Below are 19,180 nucleotides of genomic sequence, written 5' to 3' on the forward strand. Positions count from 1 at the left end.
ATATCACGGATGTCCACTGCGGAAGATATCGGGAAAGCCGGTGCCGGCGCGTGAGCGGAGCCGCCCCGCGGCACGACTTGCCACCGACTTGCAACAATATCGACAGGATGTTGCAGGTTTGCCGCGCGATCGTGCACTGAAGCATAATGAATCTTCGTCAATCCATACGCGCGAGCGACGTACCAGACCATCGTCATGAGCGAAACCACGCCTTCCCCGGCCGGTCTGCCCGGCACCTCTTCCGCTTCTTCCGATTCCCCCCGCCCCGATCCGGAGAAAACGCCCGATGCGCCGGCCACGCAGGCCGCCGCGCACAACGTCGCCGACGACGGCGCGTCGCCCGTCACGGCCGCGTCCGAGCCGGGCGCGCCCGGTGCGGCAGGCGCCGTAGGCGATGGCGCTGCCGCGGCCGCGCCGCCGAAGCCCGGCGCGCCGCCGCCCGGATTCGGCGCGCAGCCCGATTTCGACACGCCGCGGCCGCCGCCCGCGAACGCGCAGAATGCGCCGCCGGCCTACCTGAAGCAGAGCGACACGCCGTGGTCGGTGTTCGGCCGGATCGTCGCGGCGCGCGCGCGGCGGCTGTTCGACCGCGCCGGCCAGCGCATCACGCAGCGCACGCTGCGCATCGGCGTGTCGGCGCGGATCTTCCATCCGGAGCCGGGCGCGAAGGGGCTGCGCGGCAAGACGCTGCAGTATCTCGAGGAATCGATCGCTCACTGGGTGATGTCGCGCGACGTGCTCGTGTTCATGATTCCGACCGTCGGCCATCAAGGCATGATCCATCCGAGCAACATCCGCCTGCGCGATTACGCGAAGCATCTCGACGGCCTGCTGCTGCAAGGCGGCGCCGACGTGTCGCCGCAGACCTACGCGGCGTCGGATGCGCGTCCCGAATGGCCCGGCGATCGCGTGCGCGACATGTACGAGCTCGAGCTGCTGCACGAATTCGTCGAGTCCGGCAAACCCGTGCTCGGCGTGTGTCGCGGCTGCCAGCTGATCAACGTCGCGTTCGGCGGCTCGTTGTACCAGGACATCGCCACCGACGTGCCGACCGCGAATGCGCACGTGAGCGAGCATTACGACCAGCATCGTCACGCGATCCGCTTCCCCGACTCGTCGACGCTCGCGAGCATGTTCCCGGGGCGCAGCGAAGCGATCGTCAACTCGATTCACCACCAGGCGATTCGCGATCTCGGCCGCGATCTGAACATCGAGGCCGTATCGGCCGGCGATGGAATCATCGAAGGCATTCGCCATCGGCGCTCGCCGTTCGTCGTCGGCGTGCAGTGGCATCCGGAGTTCCATCGCGCGGGCGGCTCGGAACTGCTCGACTGCACGCCGCTGCTCGATGCGTTCCTGCGCGCGGCGCGTGAAACGCGTCTGTAGCACGCCGCATTTTCCGTGTTGCACGAAGGCCGGCCGCATCCCGATAAATTCGAGATGGGGCCGTTTCGTTTTGAACGATAATCGCGAGTTCCGATTCGTTCGCCGGAGTCTGACGTTGGTTTTCCGAAACTTTTCCCCTGCACGATGCGCAACGTGGATCGTTGCGCTGGTTGCCTGCGCGCAAGCGGGCGCGGCCTGGTCCGCCGACGCGAGCGCACCTGTTGCCGGCACGCGTCCGGCGGTCACGAGCCTAAGCGGCGGCGCGTCATCGGCGGCATCGGGCGCGGTCGCGACGGACGCCGCCGCACAAGGCAACGTCGCCGAGCTGACGCAGATGCTGCACGACGGCCGGATCGTCGAGATGCGCACCACGTACAACGGCAGCTACGGCGCGAGCCTGATGTTCGATCCGCGCGAGATGACGTATTACGTCGCGCTGTTCCAGGACAAGAACCTGTGGCGCGTGATCCGTTCGCAGGAAAAGAATCGCGCGGAGACGGTGTACGCGAACTTCGTGCAGCAGACCGCGCAGCTCGCCGATATCGAGATCCGCCGAACCGAGTTGCAGGCGCAGAAGGCATTTCTCGAGCGCGTGATCGCGCTGCAGGCGAATCGTGCGCAACAGTTGCAGGCCGATCTGAGCGTCGCGCGCAGCCAGCAGGCAGAAGTCGCGCAGCGGCAGAAGTCGGCGCAGGAGCAGGCGCAGGTGCTGCAGGTCGAGAAGCGGGCTGCGCAGTTGCAGTTGCGCGATCTGCAGGAGCAGGTGCGGCAACTCGAGAGACAGACCGAGACGGGGCTGCCCGCGCACAAGTAATGGTTCGTCGAACGGACGGAGCGAGACGAGCGAAAACCCGGCGAAGCGATCTTCGCCGGGTTTTTTATTGCGCGGGCGTCAGTGCGTGAACGCGTCCGGCGTGTCGGTCACGCGGCGGTGCGACAGTTGCGACGTCCAGTCGAAACCGGCCGCGCTCGGGTGTGCCGGGCGGGCCGGCTGCGTGGCGCGCAGCGCGTTCGCCATTGCGATCAACGTGGCCGGATCGTCGAGCGAGCCGCGTGCATCGCGCGTGTTGGCGATGCGCGGCGGCGGAGCGAGTCGATCGCGTGTGCCGGTGCCGGCCGCGTCGCGCGGGATCGGCGGATGCGGAATCGTCGGATGCGCAGCGAGCCGCGGCACGACCGGTGTGCGGGTCGGTGACTTCGTCGTGCGCAGGCCGGTTGCTCGACGTGGTGAAGCAGGCGTGACGTGCCGCACGTCGGCCGTCGCTTGCGGGTGAAGCGTTGCCGGTCGAAGCGCGACGCGGTGCCTGGCTGGCGGTGATTCGACCGTGTGCGCGACGGGCGTCGCCATCTTGTGCTGCGGCATGACGCGCGTCGATGTATCCGGCTGTGCCGAGGCGACACGTATCGAGCCGGTCGATGTCGTGACGTGATCGGACGTACGGCCGGTCGCTTGAATCGCATGCACGGGCCCGAAACCCGCAGGCGGGTCGTACGTGCCGATCAGCCAGCCGATGATGCCGAGCGCGCCGATGCTCCAGCAGACCGCGTACATCGCGCGCCGGTCGCGAGGGCGGCGCGCGGGATGGCGCAACCGCCGGGCAGGGGCCGCAGCCGGCGCGACAGCCCGCCCGCCCGAAGCCGGCAGCGCGGCCGCCGGTAGCGGTTGCCACCGGCATGCGCGGTGCGGCGAGCCGACATCGACGCAGGACGTCGTCAGGGTCGCGAGGCCGTGCTTGCCGGGCCGTGCGCCGGGTGCGCCGAGAAACCGCCATTCGCGGCCGAACGGCGGGACGTGATCGAGCGGATTGACGCGCGGGCGGGCGAGCGCGCCTTCGATCGGGACGAGGGGCGATGGGGTCATGAAAGGGGTACACCGTGCGATACGGGCAACCGTGCCGGCGCGCCGCGGAAATGTCGTTGCAAATCGTGACATTGTGGTCAGCCGGCGAAGGCAGGTCGATCAGATCAATCTGATTCTTGTGCCCGTTTGAGGGCGACTGGTACGAGGTGGGTGCCGCGACAGCCGGGACGGGCGCGCCACAAGGCAAATGTCGGCCTGGCGTGGCATGATTCGCGAATCATGCCGGCGGCGCGTCGTTACGCGCCGTGCCGTCGGCGGGCAGCGATGCCCGTGCGCGGGGGTCAACCCGGCGCGTCGCGCATCGCCGGATTCATGCGGCGCGGTATTCGCGCCATCCGAGCTGAGCGAGAAAACATGTCCACAGCGTCCCCTGCCATCGCGCAGGAATCGAAAGTCCGCACCGTATTCCGGGTCGTCAGCGGCAATTTCCTGGAAATGTACGACTTCATGGTCTACGGGTATTACGCGTCGGCCATCGCGAAAACGTACTTTCCGAGCGGCAACGCCTTCGCATCGCTGATGCTGTCGTTGTCGGTATTCGGCGCGGGTTTCCTGATGCGGCCGGTCGGCGCGATCGTGCTCGGCGCGTACATCGACCATCACGGCCGCCGCAAGGGGCTGATCCTGACGCTCGGGCTGATGGCGATCGGCACGCTCACGGTGGCCGCGATACCGGGCTATGCGACGATCGGCGTGCTCGCGCCGGTGCTCGTGCTGCTCGGCCGGCTGTTGCAGGGCTTTTCGGCGGGCGTCGAGCTCGGCGGCGTGTCGGTCTACCTGTCGGAAATCGCGACGAAGGGGCACAAGGGGTTCTATACGTCGTGGCAGTCGGGCAGCCAGCAGGTGGCCGTCGTGTTCGCCGCGTTCGTCGGTGTCGTGCTGAACCGCGCGCTGCCGGTCGAGGAAATGACCGCGTGGGGCTGGCGCATTCCGTTCCTGATCGGCTGCCTGATCGTGCCGTTCCTGTTCCTGATCCGCCGGTCGCTGAAGGAGACCGACGAATTCCTGGCGAAGCGTCACCGTCCGACGATGGGCGAGATCATGCGCTCGATGCTCGACAACTGGGGTGTCGTGGTGGCCGGCATGGGGATGGTGATCATGACGACGGTGTCGTTCTACATGATTACCGCCTATACGCCGACCTTCGGCAAGGAAGTGCTGCACCTGTCGTCGCTCGATGCGCTCGTCGTGACCGTTTGTGTCGGGATCTCGAATCTCGTGTGGCTGCCGCTGTCCGGTGCGTTGTCCGACCGCATCGGCCGCCGCCCGGTGCTGATCGCGTTCACCGTGCTGACGCTGCTGTCGGCTTACCCGGCCGTGCTGTGGCTCGTCGGCGATCCGTCGTTCCTGCGGCTGCTCGCGGTCGAGCTGTGGCTGTCGTTCCTGTACGCGTCGTACAACGGGGCGATGGTCGTCGCGTTGACCGAAGTGATGCCGGCCGACGTGCGTACGGCCGGCTTTTCGCTCGCGTACAGCCTGGCCACGACGATCGGCGGCTTCACACCGGCGATCTCGACGCTGCTGATCCACCAGACGGGCAACAAGGCGGCGCCGGGGCTGTGGTTGAGCGTGGCCGCGATCTGCGGCTTGATCGCGACGCTCGTGCTGTACCGCACGGCCGACGCGCGCAACCAGTACAAGTCGGTCTGACGGCGGCAGGGCTAGCGCGCGGCGTCGGCCGCGCATCACATCGAAACAGGGAGCGCGATGCGCTCCCTGTTTCGTTTGCGGTCATGCTTCGCGCAGCAGGTCGGCCACCGCGGCCGCCACGTCGCGCCACGCGCCCGGTGCAGGCTGGCGCGCGATCCTGGCCCGCGGATACCACGGGCAGTCGTCGCCGGTGAACCAGCGCCAGTCGGCTGCGAACGGCAACATGACCCACAGTGGCTTGCCGAGCGCGCCCGCGAGGTGCGCGACCGCCGTGTCGATCGTGACGACGCCGTCGAGGCGCTCGATCAGCGCGGCCGTATCGGCAAAGTCGTCCAGCCGGCCGTCGAGACGATGCACGCGCGGATGCGCGTCGACGCGCGCCCGTTCGTCGTCGTCGAGCGCGGGCTGCAGCACGATCCAGTCGATGTCCGGCAGCGCGAGCAGCGGCGCGAGCGCGTCGAACGGCATCGAGCGGTTTTCCTGCGCCTGGCGGCGTCCCGACCAGGCCAGGCCGAACTTGCGCTTCGACTGTCCGCCGAGCGAGCCGCGAAAGCGCCGGCGGGCGCCGTCGGGGGCGTCGAGGTAGCGCGAGCCGGCGATGTCGTCCAGCTGAAGCCCGAGCAGGAACGGCAGGCTCATCAGCGTGCAGGCGACGTCCGCTGCAGGCGGCTTCGCGGCGCCCTGCGCGACGAGCGTCACGCGCCAGCGCGACGCGGCCGGCGCCAGCAGCGCGACGAGCTCCGGCTGGACTTCGAGGACGACGCGCGCGCAGCGTGCGCGGACCAGCGGCACGAAGCGGACGAACTGCAGTGTGTCGCCGAACCCCTGTTCCGCGCGGATCAGCAGCGTGCGCGACGCAATCGGCTCGCCCTGCCAGCGCGGCAGCGTGCCGAGCGGCGTCGCGCCGGGCGTCTCGTGGCGCGCTTCGTAGGCGGGCAGGCCGCGCGTGAAGTCGCGCAGCGTCAGCAGCGTGACCGCGCGGTGCAGCCGCGCGAGCGTGAGATCGGGCGCGACGCGCAGCGCCTGGTCGTATGCGCGCAGCGCCATCTCGTGCGCGCAGAGCGCGTGATGCGCGTTGCCGAGATTCAGCCACGCGAGCCCGAACGACGGATCGAGCCCGACGGCGCGTTCGTAGTAGGGCAGCGCGTCGCGGTGGCGCGCCTGCGCGCAGAGCGCATTCGCGAGCCCGAACAGCGCGAGCGGAAACGGCGGATGCAGCGCGAGCGCGGCTTCGAATGCCGCGGCCGCCTCGGCATGCCGGCCGACCGCATCGAACGTATTGCCGAGATTGAAATGCGCGGCGACGAACCGCGGCTGCGCGGCGATCGCGGCCTGGAAGTGTGCGATCGCATCGTCGGCGCGCCCCATCGCGTTCAGCGCCATCGCGAGGTTGTTGTGCGCGCCCGCGTGCCCGGGCCGGAGCTCGAGCGCGCGACCGAACGCGGCGAGCGCGTCGTCGTGGCGGCCGAGCGCGTTCAGCGCGTTGCCGAGATTGTTGTGGATCGACGCGTCGTCGGGCGTGAGCCGCAGCGCGCGGCGGAAGGCGTCGATCGCATCGTCGTGGCGCTGCAGCGCCGCATACGCGTTGCCGAGGTTGTAGTGCGCGAGCGGAAATTCGGGCGCGAGCGTCAGCGCGTTGCGAAAGCGGTCGATCGCTTCGTCGAGCCGGCCGAGGGCTTTCAGCGCGTTGCCGAGATTGAGCTGCAGCGCCGCATCGTCCGGACGCAGCGCGACGGCGCGGCCGACGAGATCGGCCGCCTCGGCGTGCTGGCCCTGCTGGTGCCGCAGCACGCCGAACAGGTGCAGCGCGTCGGCGTCGGCGGGGTTGGAGGCGAGCGCGTTGCGATAGCCGTGCTCGGCCTCGGCGAGGCGGCCCGCACGGTGTGCGGCGTACGCCTGGTCGAATGCGGAATCCATGACGCGAAAACTGGCGGAAAGCGCGTATTTTCCCACACCGCGCGGCGGGGCCGCGGATCGGCCGGTCGGCATATGGCCCCGTCACGCGGAGCGGCGTAGACTTGCATGATCGCGTGTCATCGAGGTCCTCATGGCTGACACACTGTCCGATATCCCGCCCGTGCTGATCGTCGGCGCGGGACCGACCGGCCTTGCCGCGGCGATGAGCCTCGCGCGGGCCCACGTGCCGGTGCGCATCATCGATCGTCTCGTCGCGCCCGCGCCGTTTTCGCGTGCGATCGGCATCCAGGCGCGCACGCTCGAACTGCTGGAGCAGCATCGCGCGGTCGAGCCGTTTCTCGCGCTCGGTCATCGCGCGCATGCGGCCGAGCTGCATGCCGACGGCCGCGTGATCGCGCGGCTCGATTTCGATCCGCTGCAAACGCGCTATCCATATCTGATGTTCCTCGACCAGAGCATCACCGAGCGGCTGCTCGCCGAGCATCTGGCCGGGATGGGCGTGAGCGTCGAGCGCGGTACGACGCTGACCGCCTGCGACGCGGGCGGCACGTCGCTCGACGTGACGCTTCGCCGCGCCGACGGCCGCGACGAGTCGTTCACGCCGTCGTACCTGATTGCGGCCGACGGCGCGCACAGCACGGTCAGGCATCTGCTCGGCCTGGGCTTTGCCGGGCATGCGTTCGAACAGACGTTCCTGCTTGCCGATTTCGCGGCGATACCCGACTGGCCGGACGAAGAGATCCGCCTGTTTACGACATCCGCGGGCATCGCGGGCCTGTTTCCGATGGGGGGCGGTCGTTACCGGCTCGTCGCGGACCGGCCGCCCGGCAGCGATGCGTCGCCTGACGCGCCGGCGCCGTCGCTCGACGAATGCGACGCGATCATCCGCGCGCGCGTCGGCGCATCGATCGCGCCGAGCGATCTTGCATGGTCGTCCTATTTCCACCTGCACAGCCGGATGGTCGACCGGCTGCGTCACGGCCGCGTGTTCTTCGCGGGCGACGCCGCGCACGTCCACAGTCCGGCCGGCGCGCAGGGCATGAACACCGGCATCCAGGAGGCGTTCAACCTGGGCTGGAAGCTCGCCCGCGTCCTCCGTGCAGGCGCGCCCGAGCGATTGCTCGACACGTATCACGCGGAGCGCCACCCGATCGAGCGCGACGTGTTGCGGCAGACCGGTTTCGTCACGCAGGTCGTCGGAGCCGAGCGCGGCGCGATGAAGCTGCTGCGCGATCATGTCGTGCCGCTGCTGGCGTCGTTCGGGCCGATGCGCGACGCGGTCAGGCGCACGGTCAGCGAGCTCGGCGTGCAGTACCGGAAGAGTCCGCTCACGCTCGAGCGCGTGCTCGACGGCGGCCCGCGCGCCGGCGAACGCGCGCCCGATGCACTCGTGCACGTGCTCGACGGGCCGCTCGGTCGCGCGCCCGGCACGGCGCGGCTATACGATCTTCACGATCCGGCGAGCTTCACGCTGTTGCTGCTGGAAGAGCCGGTGAATACCGACGCCGGCGAGGTACCGCCGATCTCGGCCGACGCGCAGGTGCTCGTGCAGGGGCTCGAGCGGATCATGCCGGAAGCGGTGCGCGTGTGGCGTGTCGCCGATGCCGAAGGCGACGGGGCGGCGGGGCTCGCGCAGGAATACGGCCGCTCGCGGCCGTCGTTCTATCTGCTGCGGCCCGACGGCTATGTCGCCGCGCGCGGGCGTACGGCAACCGACGCGAACGCGTTGCTGCGCCACTGCGAAAGCTGGTTCGCGGGCATGTCGGTGTCCGCGTAGCCGCGCTCAGGCCGGCGCCGCCGCGGGGACGAGCGCCGCGCGATGCGCGGCGATCGCGTCGCGCACGATCGGCGCCGCGCGTTGCCCGGCTTCGCTCGACGGATCGTCGAGCGCGGCGAGGAATGCGCGACGCATCCGCGGCTCCCAGAAGCGCCGGATATGCTCGGCGATCCCGGTCAGCGCTTCGTCGCGATCGGGCATCGATTCGAAGAATGCGCCGATCTGGTTGGCCATGTCGATCAGGTGGTCGTTGTCCATGGTTGCCTCACTTGCCTGTCGTCACGGCGGCCGGCGCGGCGGCGCGGCGCTCGAGCAGGTCGAGCTGCTCCGTGTTGAAGCGCGCATACGAGCGCTGCCAGTCGGACGGTTGCGCAACCGGCATCACCTGCACGGCCGTCACCTTGTATTCGGGGCAGTTCGTCGCCCAGTCGGAACTGTCCGTCGTGATCACGTTCGCCCCCGATTCAGGGAAGTGGAACGTCGTGTACACGACGCCCGGCTGCATGCGGTCGGACACCCGCGCGCGCAACACGGTCTGACCGGCACGCGACTCGATGCCGACCCAGTCGCCGGTCCGGATCCCGCGATCTTCCGCGTCGTGCGGATGGATCTCGAGGCGATCCTCTTCATGCCACTGAACGTTCTCGGTCCGGCGCGTCTGCGCGCCGACGTTGTATTGCGACAGGATGCGGCCCGTCGTCAGGATCAGCGGATAGCGCTGCGTGACCTTCTCCGGCGTCGGAATGAACTTGGTGATCACGAACCGGCCCTTGCCGCGCACGAACGTGTCGATGTGCATGGTCGGCGTGCCGTCCGGCGCCTGTTCGTTGCACGGCCATTGAATGCTGCCGAGCGCGTCGAGCTTCTCGTACGACACGCCCGAGAAGGTCGGCGTGAGCCGCGCGATCTCGTCCATGATTTCCGACGGATGCGTGTAGTGCATGTCGTAGCCGAGCGCCTGCGACAGCAGCAGCGTGACTTCCCAGTCCGCGTAGCCCGCGAGCGGCGGCATCACCTTGCGCACGCGCGAGATCCGGCGTTCCGCGTTCGTGAACGTGCCGTCCTTTTCGAGGAACGTCGAGCCCGGCAGCAGCACGTGCGCGTATTTCGCGGTTTCGTTCAGGAAGATGTCCTGCACGACGATGCATTCCATCGCGGACAGTGCGGCCGCGACGTGCTGCGTGTTCGGGTCCGACTGGACGATGTCCTCGCCCTGGCAGTAGAGTCCCTTGAAGCTGCCGTCGAGCGCCGCGTCGAACATGTTCGGGATGCGCAGCCCCGGCTCCGGCTGCAGCGTGGCCGACCACGCCTGCTCGAACTGCGTGCGCACGACCGTGTCGCCGATGTGCCGGTAGCCGGGCAATTCGTGCGGGAACGAGCCCATGTCGCACGAACCCTGCACGTTGTTCTGGCCGCGCAGCGGATTGACGCCGACGCCTTCGCGGCCGACGTTGCCGGTCGCCATCGCGAGGTTGGCGATGCCCATCACCGTCGTCGAGCCCTGCGCGTGTTCGGTGACGCCCAGGCCGTAGTAGATCGCGGCGTTGCCGCCCGTCGCATAGAGGCGCGCGGCCTCGCGCACTAACTCGGCCGGCACGCCCGTCACGTCGGCGGTCGCCTCGGGCGAATTGTCGGCCTGCGCGACGAAGTCGCGCCATTGCTCGAACGCGCGCGTCTCGCACCGCTCGGCGACGAATGCGTCGGCCACCAGCCCTTCGGTGACGATCACGTGCGCCAGCGCATTGACGATCGCGACGTTGGTGCCCGGGCGCAACTGCAGGTGGTGCGTGGCCTTCACGTGCGGACCGTCGACGACGTCGATGCGGCGCGGGTCGATCACGATCAGCTTCGCGCCTTCGCGTACGCGCCGTTTCAGTCGCGAGCCGAATACCGGATGGCCGTCGGTCGGGTTCGCGCCCATCACGACGATCACGTCGGCCTGACCGACCGATGCGAACGTCTGCGTGCCGGCCGATTCACCGAGCGTCGTCTTGAGGCCATAGCCGGTCGGCGAGTGGCACACGCGTGCGCAGGTATCGACGTTGTTGTTGCCGAACGCGGCGCGCACGAGCTTCTGCACGAGATAGGTTTCCTCGTTCGTGCAGCGCGACGACGTGATGCCGCCGATCGAATCGCGGCCGTATTTCTGCTGCAGCTTGCGGAATTGCGTCGCCGCGTAGGTGAGGGCTTCGTCCCAGCTCACTTCGCGCCACGGGTCGGTGATCTTCTCGCGGATCATCGGCTTCGTGATGCGGTCCTTGTGCGTCGCATAGCCCCACGCGAAACGTCCCTTCACGCAGGCGTGGCCTTCGTTCGCGAGACCGTTCTTGTGCGGCGTCATGCGCACGACCTGCGTACCCTTCATCTCGGCCTTGAACGAGCAGCCGACGCCGCAGTACGCGCAGGTCGTGACGACCGAGTGTTCGGCCTGGCCGAGCTGCACGACGGATTTTTCCTGCAGCGTGGCCGTCGGGCAGGCGGCGACGCACGCACCGCACGACACGCATTCCGACGCCATGAACGATTCGCTTTCGCCGGCGGCGACGCGCGATTCGAAGCCGCGCGCGGCGATCGTCAGCGCGAACGTGCCCTGCGTTTCCTCGCACGCGCGCACGCAGCGGTTGCAGACGATGCACTTCGACGGATCGTACGTGAAGTACGGATTCGATTCGTCCTTCGCGTCCTTCAGGTGATTCGCGCCATCGAAGCCGTAGCGCACTTCGCGCAGTCCGACCACGCCGGCCATGTCCTGCAGCTCGCAATCGCCGTTGGCGGGGCAGGTGAGGCAGTCGAGCGGATGGTCGGAGATGTACAGCTCCATCACGTTGCGGCGCAGCGACTGCAGCCGGTCCGACTGCGTGCGCACCTTCATGCCGGCCTCGGCGGGCGTCGTGCACGACGCCGGATAGCCGCGCCGGCCTTCGATCTCGACGAGGCACAGCCGGCACGAGCCGAACGGTTCGAGCGAATCGGTCGCGCAGAGCTTCGGGACGTTGACGCCGGCTTCGATCGCCGCGCGCATCACCGACGTGCCGGCCGGCACCGTGACCGGCTGGCCGTCGATTTCGAGCGTGACGTCGGTGTCGGCATGCCGTTGCGGCGTGCCGTAGTCGGTTTCGTCGAATGGGTCGAATGCGCGCGCCTGCGCGGCGCTCTTGCACGCGCATTGGCCCGAGCCGCAGCCGCCTTGGCGGACGTTGTTCGTGTCGAGGGACATGCAGGGCTCCTTCTGGGTCAGGCCGCAGCCTTGACCGGGCCCGACGCGGCATCCTTGCCGGCTGCGAGCCCGAAATCTTCGGGGAAATGGTCGAGCGCGGACAGCACCGGGTACGGCGTCATGCCACCCATCGCGCACAGCGAACCGGCGAGCATCGTGTCGCACAGGTCGCGCAACAGCGTGACCTGCCGCTCCGACGTGTCGCCGTCGCGAATCCGCGCGATCGTCTCGACGCCGCGCGTCGAACCGATCCGGCACGGCGTGCACTTGCCGCACGATTCGATCGCGCAGAACTTCATCGCGTATTCGGCCAGCTCGGCGAGATTCGACGTGTCGTCGTGCAGCACGATGCCGCCGTGGCCGACGACCGCGCCGATCGCCGTGTACGCCTCGTAGTCGAGCGGCACGTCCCACTGATGGTCGGGCAGGTAGGTGCCGAGCGGGCCGCCGACCTGCGCGGCGCGAGCCGGCCGGCCGCTGGCCGTGCCGCCGCCGAAGTCGAACAGCAGCTCGCGCAGCGTGACGCCGAACGCAAGCTCGACGAGGCCGCCGTGACGGATGTTGCCTGCCAGCTGGAACGGCAGCGTGCCGCGCGAGCGGCCCATCCCGTAATCGCGATAGAACGCGGCGCCGCGCGCGAAGATCACCGGCGCCGTCGCGAGCGTGATCACGTTGTTGATGACGGTCGGCTGGCCGAACAGGCCCGCGAGCGCGGGCAGCGGCGGCTTCGCGCGCACGACGCCGCGCTTGCCCTCCAGCGATTCGAGCAGCGCCGTTTCCTCGCCGCACACGTACGAGCCCGCGCCTTTCGCGACCTGCAGCTCGAACGCATGCGCGGAGCCGAGCACGTGCTCGCCGAGCCAGCCGGCTTCACGCGCGCGGACGATCGCGGCTTCGAGCGTGGCGATCGCGTGCGGGTATTCGCTGCGCACGTAGATGTAGCCGACCGTCGCGCCGGTGGCGACGCCCGCGATGATCATTCCTTCGATCAGGCAGTACGGATCGCACTCCATCAGCAGGCGGTCGGAGAACGTGCCCGAATCGCCTTCGTCCGCGTTGCAGACGATGTATTTCTGCGCGGCGCGTGCTTGCCGCACGGTACGCCACTTGATGCCGGCCGGGAACGCCGCGCCGCCGCGGCCGCGCAGCCCCGATTCGATCAGCGTTTCGCAGGCGGCATCGCCGTCGAGCGCCAGTGCGTTCTTCAGGCCGGCGAGGCCGCCGTGTTGCAGATAGTCGTCGATCGACAGCGGATCGGTCAGGCCGATGCGCGCGAACGTGAGTCGCTGCTGGCGAGCGAGGTAGGGCAGTGCGTCGACGAGGCCGACACTGCTCGGATGCGTGCCGCCGTCGAGCCAGTTGGCGTCGAACAGGGCCGGCACGTCGGCGGCCGACAGGTTCGCATAGCCGACGCGGCCCGCGGCCGTCCCGACCTCGACGAGCGGTTCGAGCCACAGCAGCCCGCGCGAACCGTTGCGAACCAGTTCGATCGCGACGCCGCGCCGTTCGGCTTCGGCCACGATCGCGGCGGCGAGCGCGTCGGCGCCGAGCGCCAGCGCGGACGAATCGCGCGGAACGTAGATGCGGGTCGTCATGCCAGCTCCTGCGTGTGGGCGACCGCGTCGGCCAGCAGCGCGTCGAACTTCTCCGGCGTGACCTTCGCGTGGAGCACGCCGTTGACCGTCATCGACGGCGATTGCGCACATAGCCCGAGGCAGTAGACCGATTCGAGCGCGACGTCGTCCGGCGCGTGGGGCGCGGCGGCATCGCCGTGCGCGGCATCGAACCGGCAGCCCGTGCGGGCTTCCGCATGAGCGGCGAGCGTTTCGCAGCCCATGCTGCGGCACGCTTCGGCACGGCACATCTGGATCGTCACGCGCGCGGGCGGCGCGGTGCGGAAATGGTGGTAGTAGGTCAGCACGCCGTGCACTTCCGCGCGCGACAGGTTCAGCGCTTTGGCGAGCGGCGCGACGCAGCCCGGCGGCACGTAGCCCGCGTCGTTCTGGATCGCGTGCAGGATCGCGACGAGCGACCGGCCGGCGCGCGCATGGCGCCCGACGAGCGCGTCGGGCGCAGGGGAATTCGGGGACATCGGTTATGCTCCTCCAAAGTCTCATATGTGCTCGAAATTCATATAGTGCGCATCGGGACTTCGTTCTGATTGATTTTGATCAACGATAAGCGGAAGATTTCGCGGTCGCAATAGGAAATCGGAGTGCATAATTGATTCGGATCGAATGCGACGCGTATCTGACCGTACGCGACACGGAAGGCCGCTCGGCCAGTCTGTCCGAGGTCGCGCCGCTGCTGGAGCTCGTGGCCGATACGGGCAGCATTGCACAGGCCGCGCAAGCGAAGGGACTGTCGTACCGGCACGCGTGGGGCATGCTGCGCGCGCTGGAGTCGTGCATCGGCGGGGAATTGATCGAAACCGCACGCGGCAAGGGTTCGACGCTGTCGGCGCTCGGGCAGGCGGTCGTCGATGCGCAGCGTCTGGCGCGCAGCCGCCTCGACGGGAACCTGCGTACGCTGGCGGCCGAGGTGGCCAGCGAGCTCAACCGGCGGCTCGCGCAGCGCGATGGCGCCGTGCGCATTCATGCGTCGCACGGTTACGCGGTCGCGGCGCTCGTCTCCGCGCTCGTCGATGCGCAGGCGGCCGTCGACATCAAGTATCGCGAGAGCGTCGAGGCCGTGCAGGCGCTCGTCCGCGGCGAATGCGACCTCGCCGGCTTTCATTTGCCGCGCGGCGCGTTTCGCGCGCAGTGCGCGCAAATCTACCGGCCCTGGCTCGACGACACGCGCCACGTGCTGATTCATCTGACGCGCCGCCAGCAGGGGTTGTTCGTCCCGCGCGGCAATCCGAAGCAGGTCCGCGGGCTGGCAGATCTGGCACGCAACGACATCCGCTTCGTCAATCGCCAGCCGGGGTCGGGCACGCGCATGCTGCTGGATCTCGCGTTGCGCGCGATCGGCATCGATCCGGAGCGCATCGACGGCTATGCGTCGGCCGAACTCACGCATTCCGCGATCGCGGCGTTCGTCGCGAGCGGCATGGCCGATCTCGGTTTCGGTGTCGAGCCGGCCGCCCGTCATTTCGGGCTGGACTTCATTCCGGTCGTCGACGAGGACTATTACTTCGCCTGCGAGCGCGCCCGGCTCGATGTGCGGCCGCTCGCCGACGTGCTGGCGCTGCTGCGCGACGCACGGTTCGTCGAACGGGTCGCGCATCTCGACGGCTACGATCCGGCCGCGTGCGGCGCGCTGGAGTGCATCGCGACCGGGCTGGCCGGCAGCGACGGCGCGAGCGCGTCTGACGGCAATGCCCGGTAACGAAGACGCGATCGAACCGCGCTGCAGCAGTGGGGGATTTGCGCTACGCTTGCCGCTTGATCAACGTTCCAACAAGCACGCCGTTCAGGCGTCATCCGCCATGAAATTTTCCGTTCCCCTTGCCGCGGCAGCGTTGACCGCGGGGCTGCTGGTCGTCGCTTCGCCGTTTGCGTTCGCGCAGAATTCCCCGGGTGTGCCCGGCGGGATCCTGAGCGAACAGTTTCGCCTGAACGAACATCCGCAGATGCCTTTCGCGGCGTCGGCGCCGTCGCAGAAATACCAGGGCAGCAAGAAGTCGGCATTGCGCCGCAAGGGGGACCTGGGCGATCCGAACGGCTGCAACCTGAAGTGCCCGATGGATAGCCGGTAACGCGCAGGCTGTGTGTTTGCGCCCGGGCGGGGCGCCTGTCTTCAGGACAGCAGCAGGATCAACTGACAACCGATTGCGCCCGTTCCGCTTTGTTCGAGCCCCGCGAAGCCTGCCGCTTCGCGGGGCTCGTGCTTTGGGGCAGGCATTTCCTGCAATGCGGGGACGGACCAAGCGACCGTTCGCCCGCATTGCCATATCGACGGTGATTCAGGGTTAACCCGTAAATCAGGAAGGATGTCTTCCTGAAACCTGCCTTATTCTTAAGCATCCACCTACATAAACTTCGGTTTGTCGGCGCTGATCAACGTGTTCACCGCCGAATCAGACAAACCTGGAGGTAGGTCATCATGAAGTCGCTCGTTCAAGCTGTTGTCGTTGCTGCCGCTCTCGTTGCCCCGGTCGTGTCGTTCGCCCAGTCGGGTTCGACGATCACCCGTGCGCAGGTCCGTGCCGAACTGGTTCAGCTCCAGCAGGCCGGTTACAACTCCGCCCGTGGCGAAGATCCGCATTATCCGGAAGCGATCCAGGCCGCAACGGCGCGTATCGCGGAGCAGCAGCGCAGTGCACTGGCGCAAGCGCAAGGCGCCGACGTCAGCGGCTACGGTGCGCAGGCACAGGGCGCATCGGCATCGGGTTCGCGTGCGATGGGCGTGCGCCCGGCCAGCGCGGAAGAAATGAAGTCGCTGTATCGCGGCAGCTAAGTCGTACATCGCCCGGTGCGGGCAGGCGCGACGCCTGACCGCCGGGCCGGCCGCTGCCCCGCGCAAGCGATGATGCCGCGGGCGCGGCAGAACATCCGTCACCTCCTGTCGCCGGAACGCCGGCGGCATTCCGCCCGGCCCGCCCGTGGCTGGGCGCTTTTTTGGAAGGGATCGGAGTGCGTTTCGTCGGCAACAAAAAACCCCGCAGACTTGCGTCTTGCGGGGTTCGTGCGACGAGCGCGGAATTTGGTGGGGCGGCGTCACTCGAATTGTGGCGTATAGGCCACGTCAGTAAAGGGTGTAGGCATTTATGCTTTGAAATGTACCCCCAGAAATACCCCCAGACTCTCGATGCTACCCCTCGATCGCCACGGTTGATGCGCGGCCCGCATAGCGGCGTGTCGTCGGCCCAAACACCGTCCCGAATCGCAGAAAGAGATGCAACTGCGCAGGGCGAGCGGATCCGCAGATACGGCGGAACTGGTTGAGGGCAGGCTGTCGGCCCCATGTACCGCGGGGCGCCATGAAGTCGGGCGGGATAGCTGCTACCCGGTCGAAAACTGACGGCTGATTGCGCGCGGTCCTTTCTGCCCGCCGGAGACGTGTGCGTAGCGTGCGTCCCTTCACCGCAAAGTGGTTCGCCAGCGCGGCGCTATCGCCGTCGAACTGGTCGAACATGTGGAAGTACGCGACCGCTTCAGAGAACTGCGCAGCGACGATTTGCGCGGTTTCCTTGATTTCCTCTTCGCGCTCGAGCGCGGAGTGCGGCTCATAGTGGGCCGGGCCGGCTAAGCGGGCGGCAAGGGCGTTTTCCCGAGTGTCCCCGTCGTCGTCCTGATCCTCCTGGTCCAGCCTCGCGGCAAAACGCATCGCGCGGTTCACAAATTGGCCGAACAGCTTGTGGAGTCGAGTGACGACAGTTTCCTGAAGATCGGTGTCCTCCGGTTCGACCTCTCCGCCCCGTTCAGCCTTGATTTCCTCAGCGATGATCCAGGCTTCGCTTTTCAGGTCGTCGACAGTGTGTTCGCCTTGGGTCAGCTTGGCGATATACCGGAGGTGACGAAGCATGGGCGCGGTAAGCCGCTCGAAGAATGATGCGTCGTGACGTTTTGTCATGCAGTTCCTTTCGAGGGAGTGGGAAGGCGGATTGGCGTTTCGAACGCGCGGCCGCGGCTTAATTCGGCGCGGATCGTGCCGGCATCGGGGCTCGCACGCACCGTTCTCGTGGGAGTGGCGTCGCGCCGCACCGCACCGCCCAAAACAGGCCCAAACGGTGGTAACCATCACGTGGTAAACCCGGTTTCCGTGGACACCGGCCCGGATACCGCGGTCGCAACTCGAGGGCCGCGCTTCGCAGGGAGAGGCCCACGAAAGATTTTCCGTTTCCTCTGGCCGTGCCGATCGAAGGAGAGGCACGCGCTTCGTCAGAAATCATCGCGCGAGGTGTCGAGCAGCAGCACGCCAGTGTCATCAAGTTGATCCGTCGCTACGAGAAGCGCTTCGAGCGCTTCGGGAAAATCAGATTTGAAATCCGAGCAAGACGCTCCGGTCAGCATGGCGGTGGCGATGTCGATTTGCGTATGCGCATGACCGTCCGCCGGCATTGATTTCCGTTGATTCTTTTTCAAACATCTGGCGGTTGTGCCGCCTTTTTGTGGGCTCAAGAAACGCCTGGCCGGAGGCTTGCGGTCGCAATAGCAAGGCTGTCCGGAAAGTGGCCGCCGCGGAATCTTCAACGTCCCAGCAACCTAAGCGACGTGCGCAGGACAACTTTTTCCACCTGTTCATGGGGTTTGCTTCCGTTTCAGCGCTCGCCCGTTCAGCGCGGCCCGTGCCTTCCCTTCAGCGGTGCGCGGCCCGGTGGACAGCCCGCCGTGCAGCTTGCACCGGCCATTGCGGTACAGCGCCGTGAGTTTGCAGGGCGTGCCGGCGCGGGTTTTCGCCCCGCACGTGAGACCGCGCAGCTCATCGGGAAATGATGGGAGCGGCGGAAGCATCGGCGGCGGCGCGCGCCGCCGCGTTCCCTCCCGTATCAGCCGCTCATGTTCCTCGAGCTCGATCGCCTCACGCTCGGCCCGCACCCGCTCGCACTCGGCATAGTGGGCGCGGAACTGCCGGCGTCGCGCATCGTCGTGCGCGGGCATCACTTACGCCTCTTGCGGCTTGGGCGCACGCACTCATCCGTCAGGATGGCCCGCAATGCTTCCGTGCAACCCGGTTCGATCAGTCGCCATGCATTGCCCTTGCTCGTCACGGCTCCCGCTTCCGTTGCATGTAGCGGTTCTCGTAAATCCACGTGTCGAGCGGGACGAGGCGCTGCGGCTCAACTGCCTCGGGTTCAATGCAGGCCATGTCTACCCCCTTGCGGGCGATGGCCGACGATGTGGAACTCAGGCAGTTTGAATTCGTGGTCGTGGCAGCAGTCGTCGGCCATCGCACGGCGGCGCTCGCCGTTGAGCTCGATGAAGCTCACGGCGTTCCAGCAGCCCTCGGCTTGATCGAACGAGGTGCAGTTTGCGCAGCACTTTCGTGGTTGTCCGTTCATGGTTACCTCACAGATCATCGTTCATGTCATCCGCTCCGCCGTACATGCGACCGGCCTGCTCGGCACCGTTCGTCGTCTCGGGCGCGGATGGGCGGCCCTGCACGGCGGCGCGCTTCCGCTTCACGTTGTAGGCCGTCAGCACCGCGTGCGCTACCATGTCGAGCGCTGGTCGGGCGTCGCCGTGCTTGTCCGTCCATACCTTCGGCATCAGCGAGCCGGCCAGCGATACCGAGTCGCCGTCGTCAAGCGCGAGCAGGGCGTTGGCCGCGGTTGTGCTGAACGTGATGACGTTCACGAACAGCGATTCGCCCTCGCCGGTGGCGGCGCGCACCTTCGCCGTCACGAAGGTTTTGCCGCTCTGGCCGGTGCGCTCGGCTGCCGTGCCGTAGAGTTTCCCGCTAATCAGTCCGTCGATCATCATGCCTC

At 67.7% G+C, this 19,180-nt stretch carries 18 protein-coding genes; 7 read left to right on the top strand and 11 right to left on the bottom strand.

Translation table 11 applies throughout. The features are described 5' to 3' along the window. Positions 1-195 precede the first annotated feature (195 nt). Positions 196-1,386 (top strand): gamma-glutamyl-gamma-aminobutyrate hydrolase, encoded by a 1,191-nt coding sequence (locus tag DTA15_RS21080; protein WP_012492879.1) that lies wholly within the window; start codon positions 196-198, stop codon positions 1,384-1,386. A gap of 115 nt (positions 1,387-1,501) precedes the next feature. After that, positions 1,502-2,200, top strand: coding sequence for a DUF2968 domain-containing protein (locus tag DTA15_RS21085; RefSeq protein ID WP_006485520.1), 699 nt, complete (start codon positions 1,502-1,504; stop codon positions 2,198-2,200). A 78-nt stretch (positions 2,201-2,278) separates the two neighbouring features. Here DTA15_RS21085 and DTA15_RS21090 read toward each other — a convergent pair whose 3' ends face one another. Beyond that, a complete protein-coding gene (locus DTA15_RS21090) occupies positions 2,279-3,247 on the bottom strand; it encodes a hypothetical protein (RefSeq protein WP_012492878.1) in 969 nt (322 codons plus the stop codon). A 354-nt stretch (positions 3,248-3,601) separates the two neighbouring features. Between DTA15_RS21090 and DTA15_RS21095 the strand changes: the two genes are divergently transcribed. Continuing rightward, on the top strand, positions 3,602-4,897 hold the full coding sequence (locus tag DTA15_RS21095) for an MFS transporter (protein WP_006486945.1): 1,296 nt from the start codon (positions 3,602-3,604) through the stop codon (positions 4,895-4,897). 81 nt (positions 4,898-4,978) lie between these two features. Here DTA15_RS21095 and DTA15_RS21100 read toward each other — a convergent pair whose 3' ends face one another. After that, entirely contained in the window at positions 4,979-6,814 is a 1,836-nt protein-coding gene (locus DTA15_RS21100) for a tetratricopeptide repeat protein (RefSeq protein WP_006486867.1), read from the bottom strand. 130 nt (positions 6,815-6,944) lie between these two features. Between DTA15_RS21100 and DTA15_RS21105 the strand changes: the two genes are divergently transcribed. Further along, positions 6,945-8,591, top strand: a complete 1,647-nt coding sequence (locus tag DTA15_RS21105) for an FAD-dependent monooxygenase (protein ID WP_006486889.1) — start codon at positions 6,945-6,947, stop codon at positions 8,589-8,591. 6 nt (positions 8,592-8,597) lie between these two features. On the opposite strand, the gene DTA15_RS21110 is transcribed toward DTA15_RS21105, so the two are convergent. The 4 genes from DTA15_RS21110 to DTA15_RS21125 are packed head-to-tail and all read right to left on the bottom strand — an operon-like array spanning position 8,598 to position 13,900. Continuing rightward, complete coding sequence (locus DTA15_RS21110; RefSeq protein WP_006486928.1) at positions 8,598-8,849, bottom strand: formate dehydrogenase subunit delta; 252 nt, start codon at positions 8,847-8,849, stop codon at positions 8,598-8,600. A 7-nt stretch (positions 8,850-8,856) separates the two neighbouring features. Further along, positions 8,857-11,808, bottom strand: a complete 2,952-nt coding sequence (gene fdhF / locus DTA15_RS21115) for a formate dehydrogenase subunit alpha (RefSeq protein ID WP_006486891.1) — start codon at positions 11,806-11,808, stop codon at positions 8,857-8,859. A gap of 17 nt (positions 11,809-11,825) precedes the next feature. Next, complete coding sequence (locus tag DTA15_RS21120; RefSeq protein WP_006486862.1) at positions 11,826-13,403, bottom strand: formate dehydrogenase beta subunit; 1,578 nt, start codon at positions 13,401-13,403, stop codon at positions 11,826-11,828. Next, positions 13,400-13,900: an NAD(P)H-dependent oxidoreductase subunit E gene (locus tag DTA15_RS21125; protein WP_006486926.1), complete on the bottom strand. Its 501-nt coding sequence runs from the start codon at positions 13,898-13,900 to the stop codon at positions 13,400-13,402. Before DTA15_RS21125 ends, DTA15_RS21120 begins: the two co-directional genes overlap by 4 nt. Before the next feature lie 131 nt (positions 13,901-14,031). On the opposite strand from DTA15_RS21125, the gene DTA15_RS21130 reads away from it, so the two are divergent. From DTA15_RS21130 to DTA15_RS21140, 3 genes are all read left to right on the top strand, one after another. Beyond that, the gene (locus tag DTA15_RS21130) at positions 14,032-15,138 is read left to right on the top strand and encodes a substrate-binding domain-containing protein (RefSeq protein ID WP_006486953.1); all 1,107 of its coding nucleotides are present in this window, start codon (positions 14,032-14,034) and stop codon (positions 15,136-15,138) included. 100 nt (positions 15,139-15,238) lie between these two features. Next, complete coding sequence (locus DTA15_RS21135; protein WP_006486884.1) at positions 15,239-15,508, top strand: hypothetical protein; 270 nt, start codon at positions 15,239-15,241, stop codon at positions 15,506-15,508. 347 nt (positions 15,509-15,855) lie between these two features. Beyond that, the gene (locus tag DTA15_RS21140; RefSeq protein ID WP_006486887.1) at positions 15,856-16,209 is read left to right on the top strand and encodes a DUF4148 domain-containing protein; all 354 of its coding nucleotides are present in this window, start codon (positions 15,856-15,858) and stop codon (positions 16,207-16,209) included. A gap of 354 nt (positions 16,210-16,563) precedes the next feature. On the opposite strand, the gene DTA15_RS21145 is transcribed toward DTA15_RS21140, so the two are convergent. The 5 genes from DTA15_RS21145 to DTA15_RS21160 all read right to left on the bottom strand — a co-directional run bounded on the left by DTA15_RS21145 (position 16,564) and on the right by DTA15_RS21160 (position 19,172). After that, positions 16,564-17,325: a hypothetical protein gene (locus DTA15_RS21145; protein WP_006486949.1), complete on the bottom strand. Its 762-nt coding sequence runs from the start codon at positions 17,323-17,325 to the stop codon at positions 16,564-16,566. A gap of 308 nt (positions 17,326-17,633) precedes the next feature. Next, on the bottom strand, positions 17,634-17,873 hold the full coding sequence (locus DTA15_RS21150; protein WP_227743201.1) for a hypothetical protein: 240 nt from the start codon (positions 17,871-17,873) through the stop codon (positions 17,634-17,636). 120 nt (positions 17,874-17,993) lie between these two features. Next, positions 17,994-18,353, bottom strand: coding sequence for an HGGxSTG domain-containing protein (locus DTA15_RS39150; protein ID WP_227743202.1), 360 nt, complete (start codon positions 18,351-18,353; stop codon positions 17,994-17,996). Between the two features lie 194 nt (positions 18,354-18,547). Then, positions 18,548-18,682 carry a hypothetical protein gene (locus tag DTA15_RS39155; protein ID WP_006493725.1) on the bottom strand — a complete coding sequence of 45 codons (135 nt, stop codon included), beginning with the start codon at positions 18,680-18,682 and terminating at the stop codon, positions 18,548-18,550. Between the two features lie 79 nt (positions 18,683-18,761). Next, positions 18,762-19,172: a single-stranded DNA-binding protein gene (locus tag DTA15_RS21160; protein ID WP_006486916.1), complete on the bottom strand. Its 411-nt coding sequence runs from the start codon at positions 19,170-19,172 to the stop codon at positions 18,762-18,764. Between the last annotated feature and the right edge of the window lie 8 nt (positions 19,173-19,180).

It is taken from the genome of Burkholderia cenocepacia, from assembly GCF_900446215.1.
GTDB classification, from domain to species: Bacteria; Pseudomonadota; Gammaproteobacteria; order Burkholderiales; family Burkholderiaceae; genus Burkholderia; species Burkholderia cenocepacia.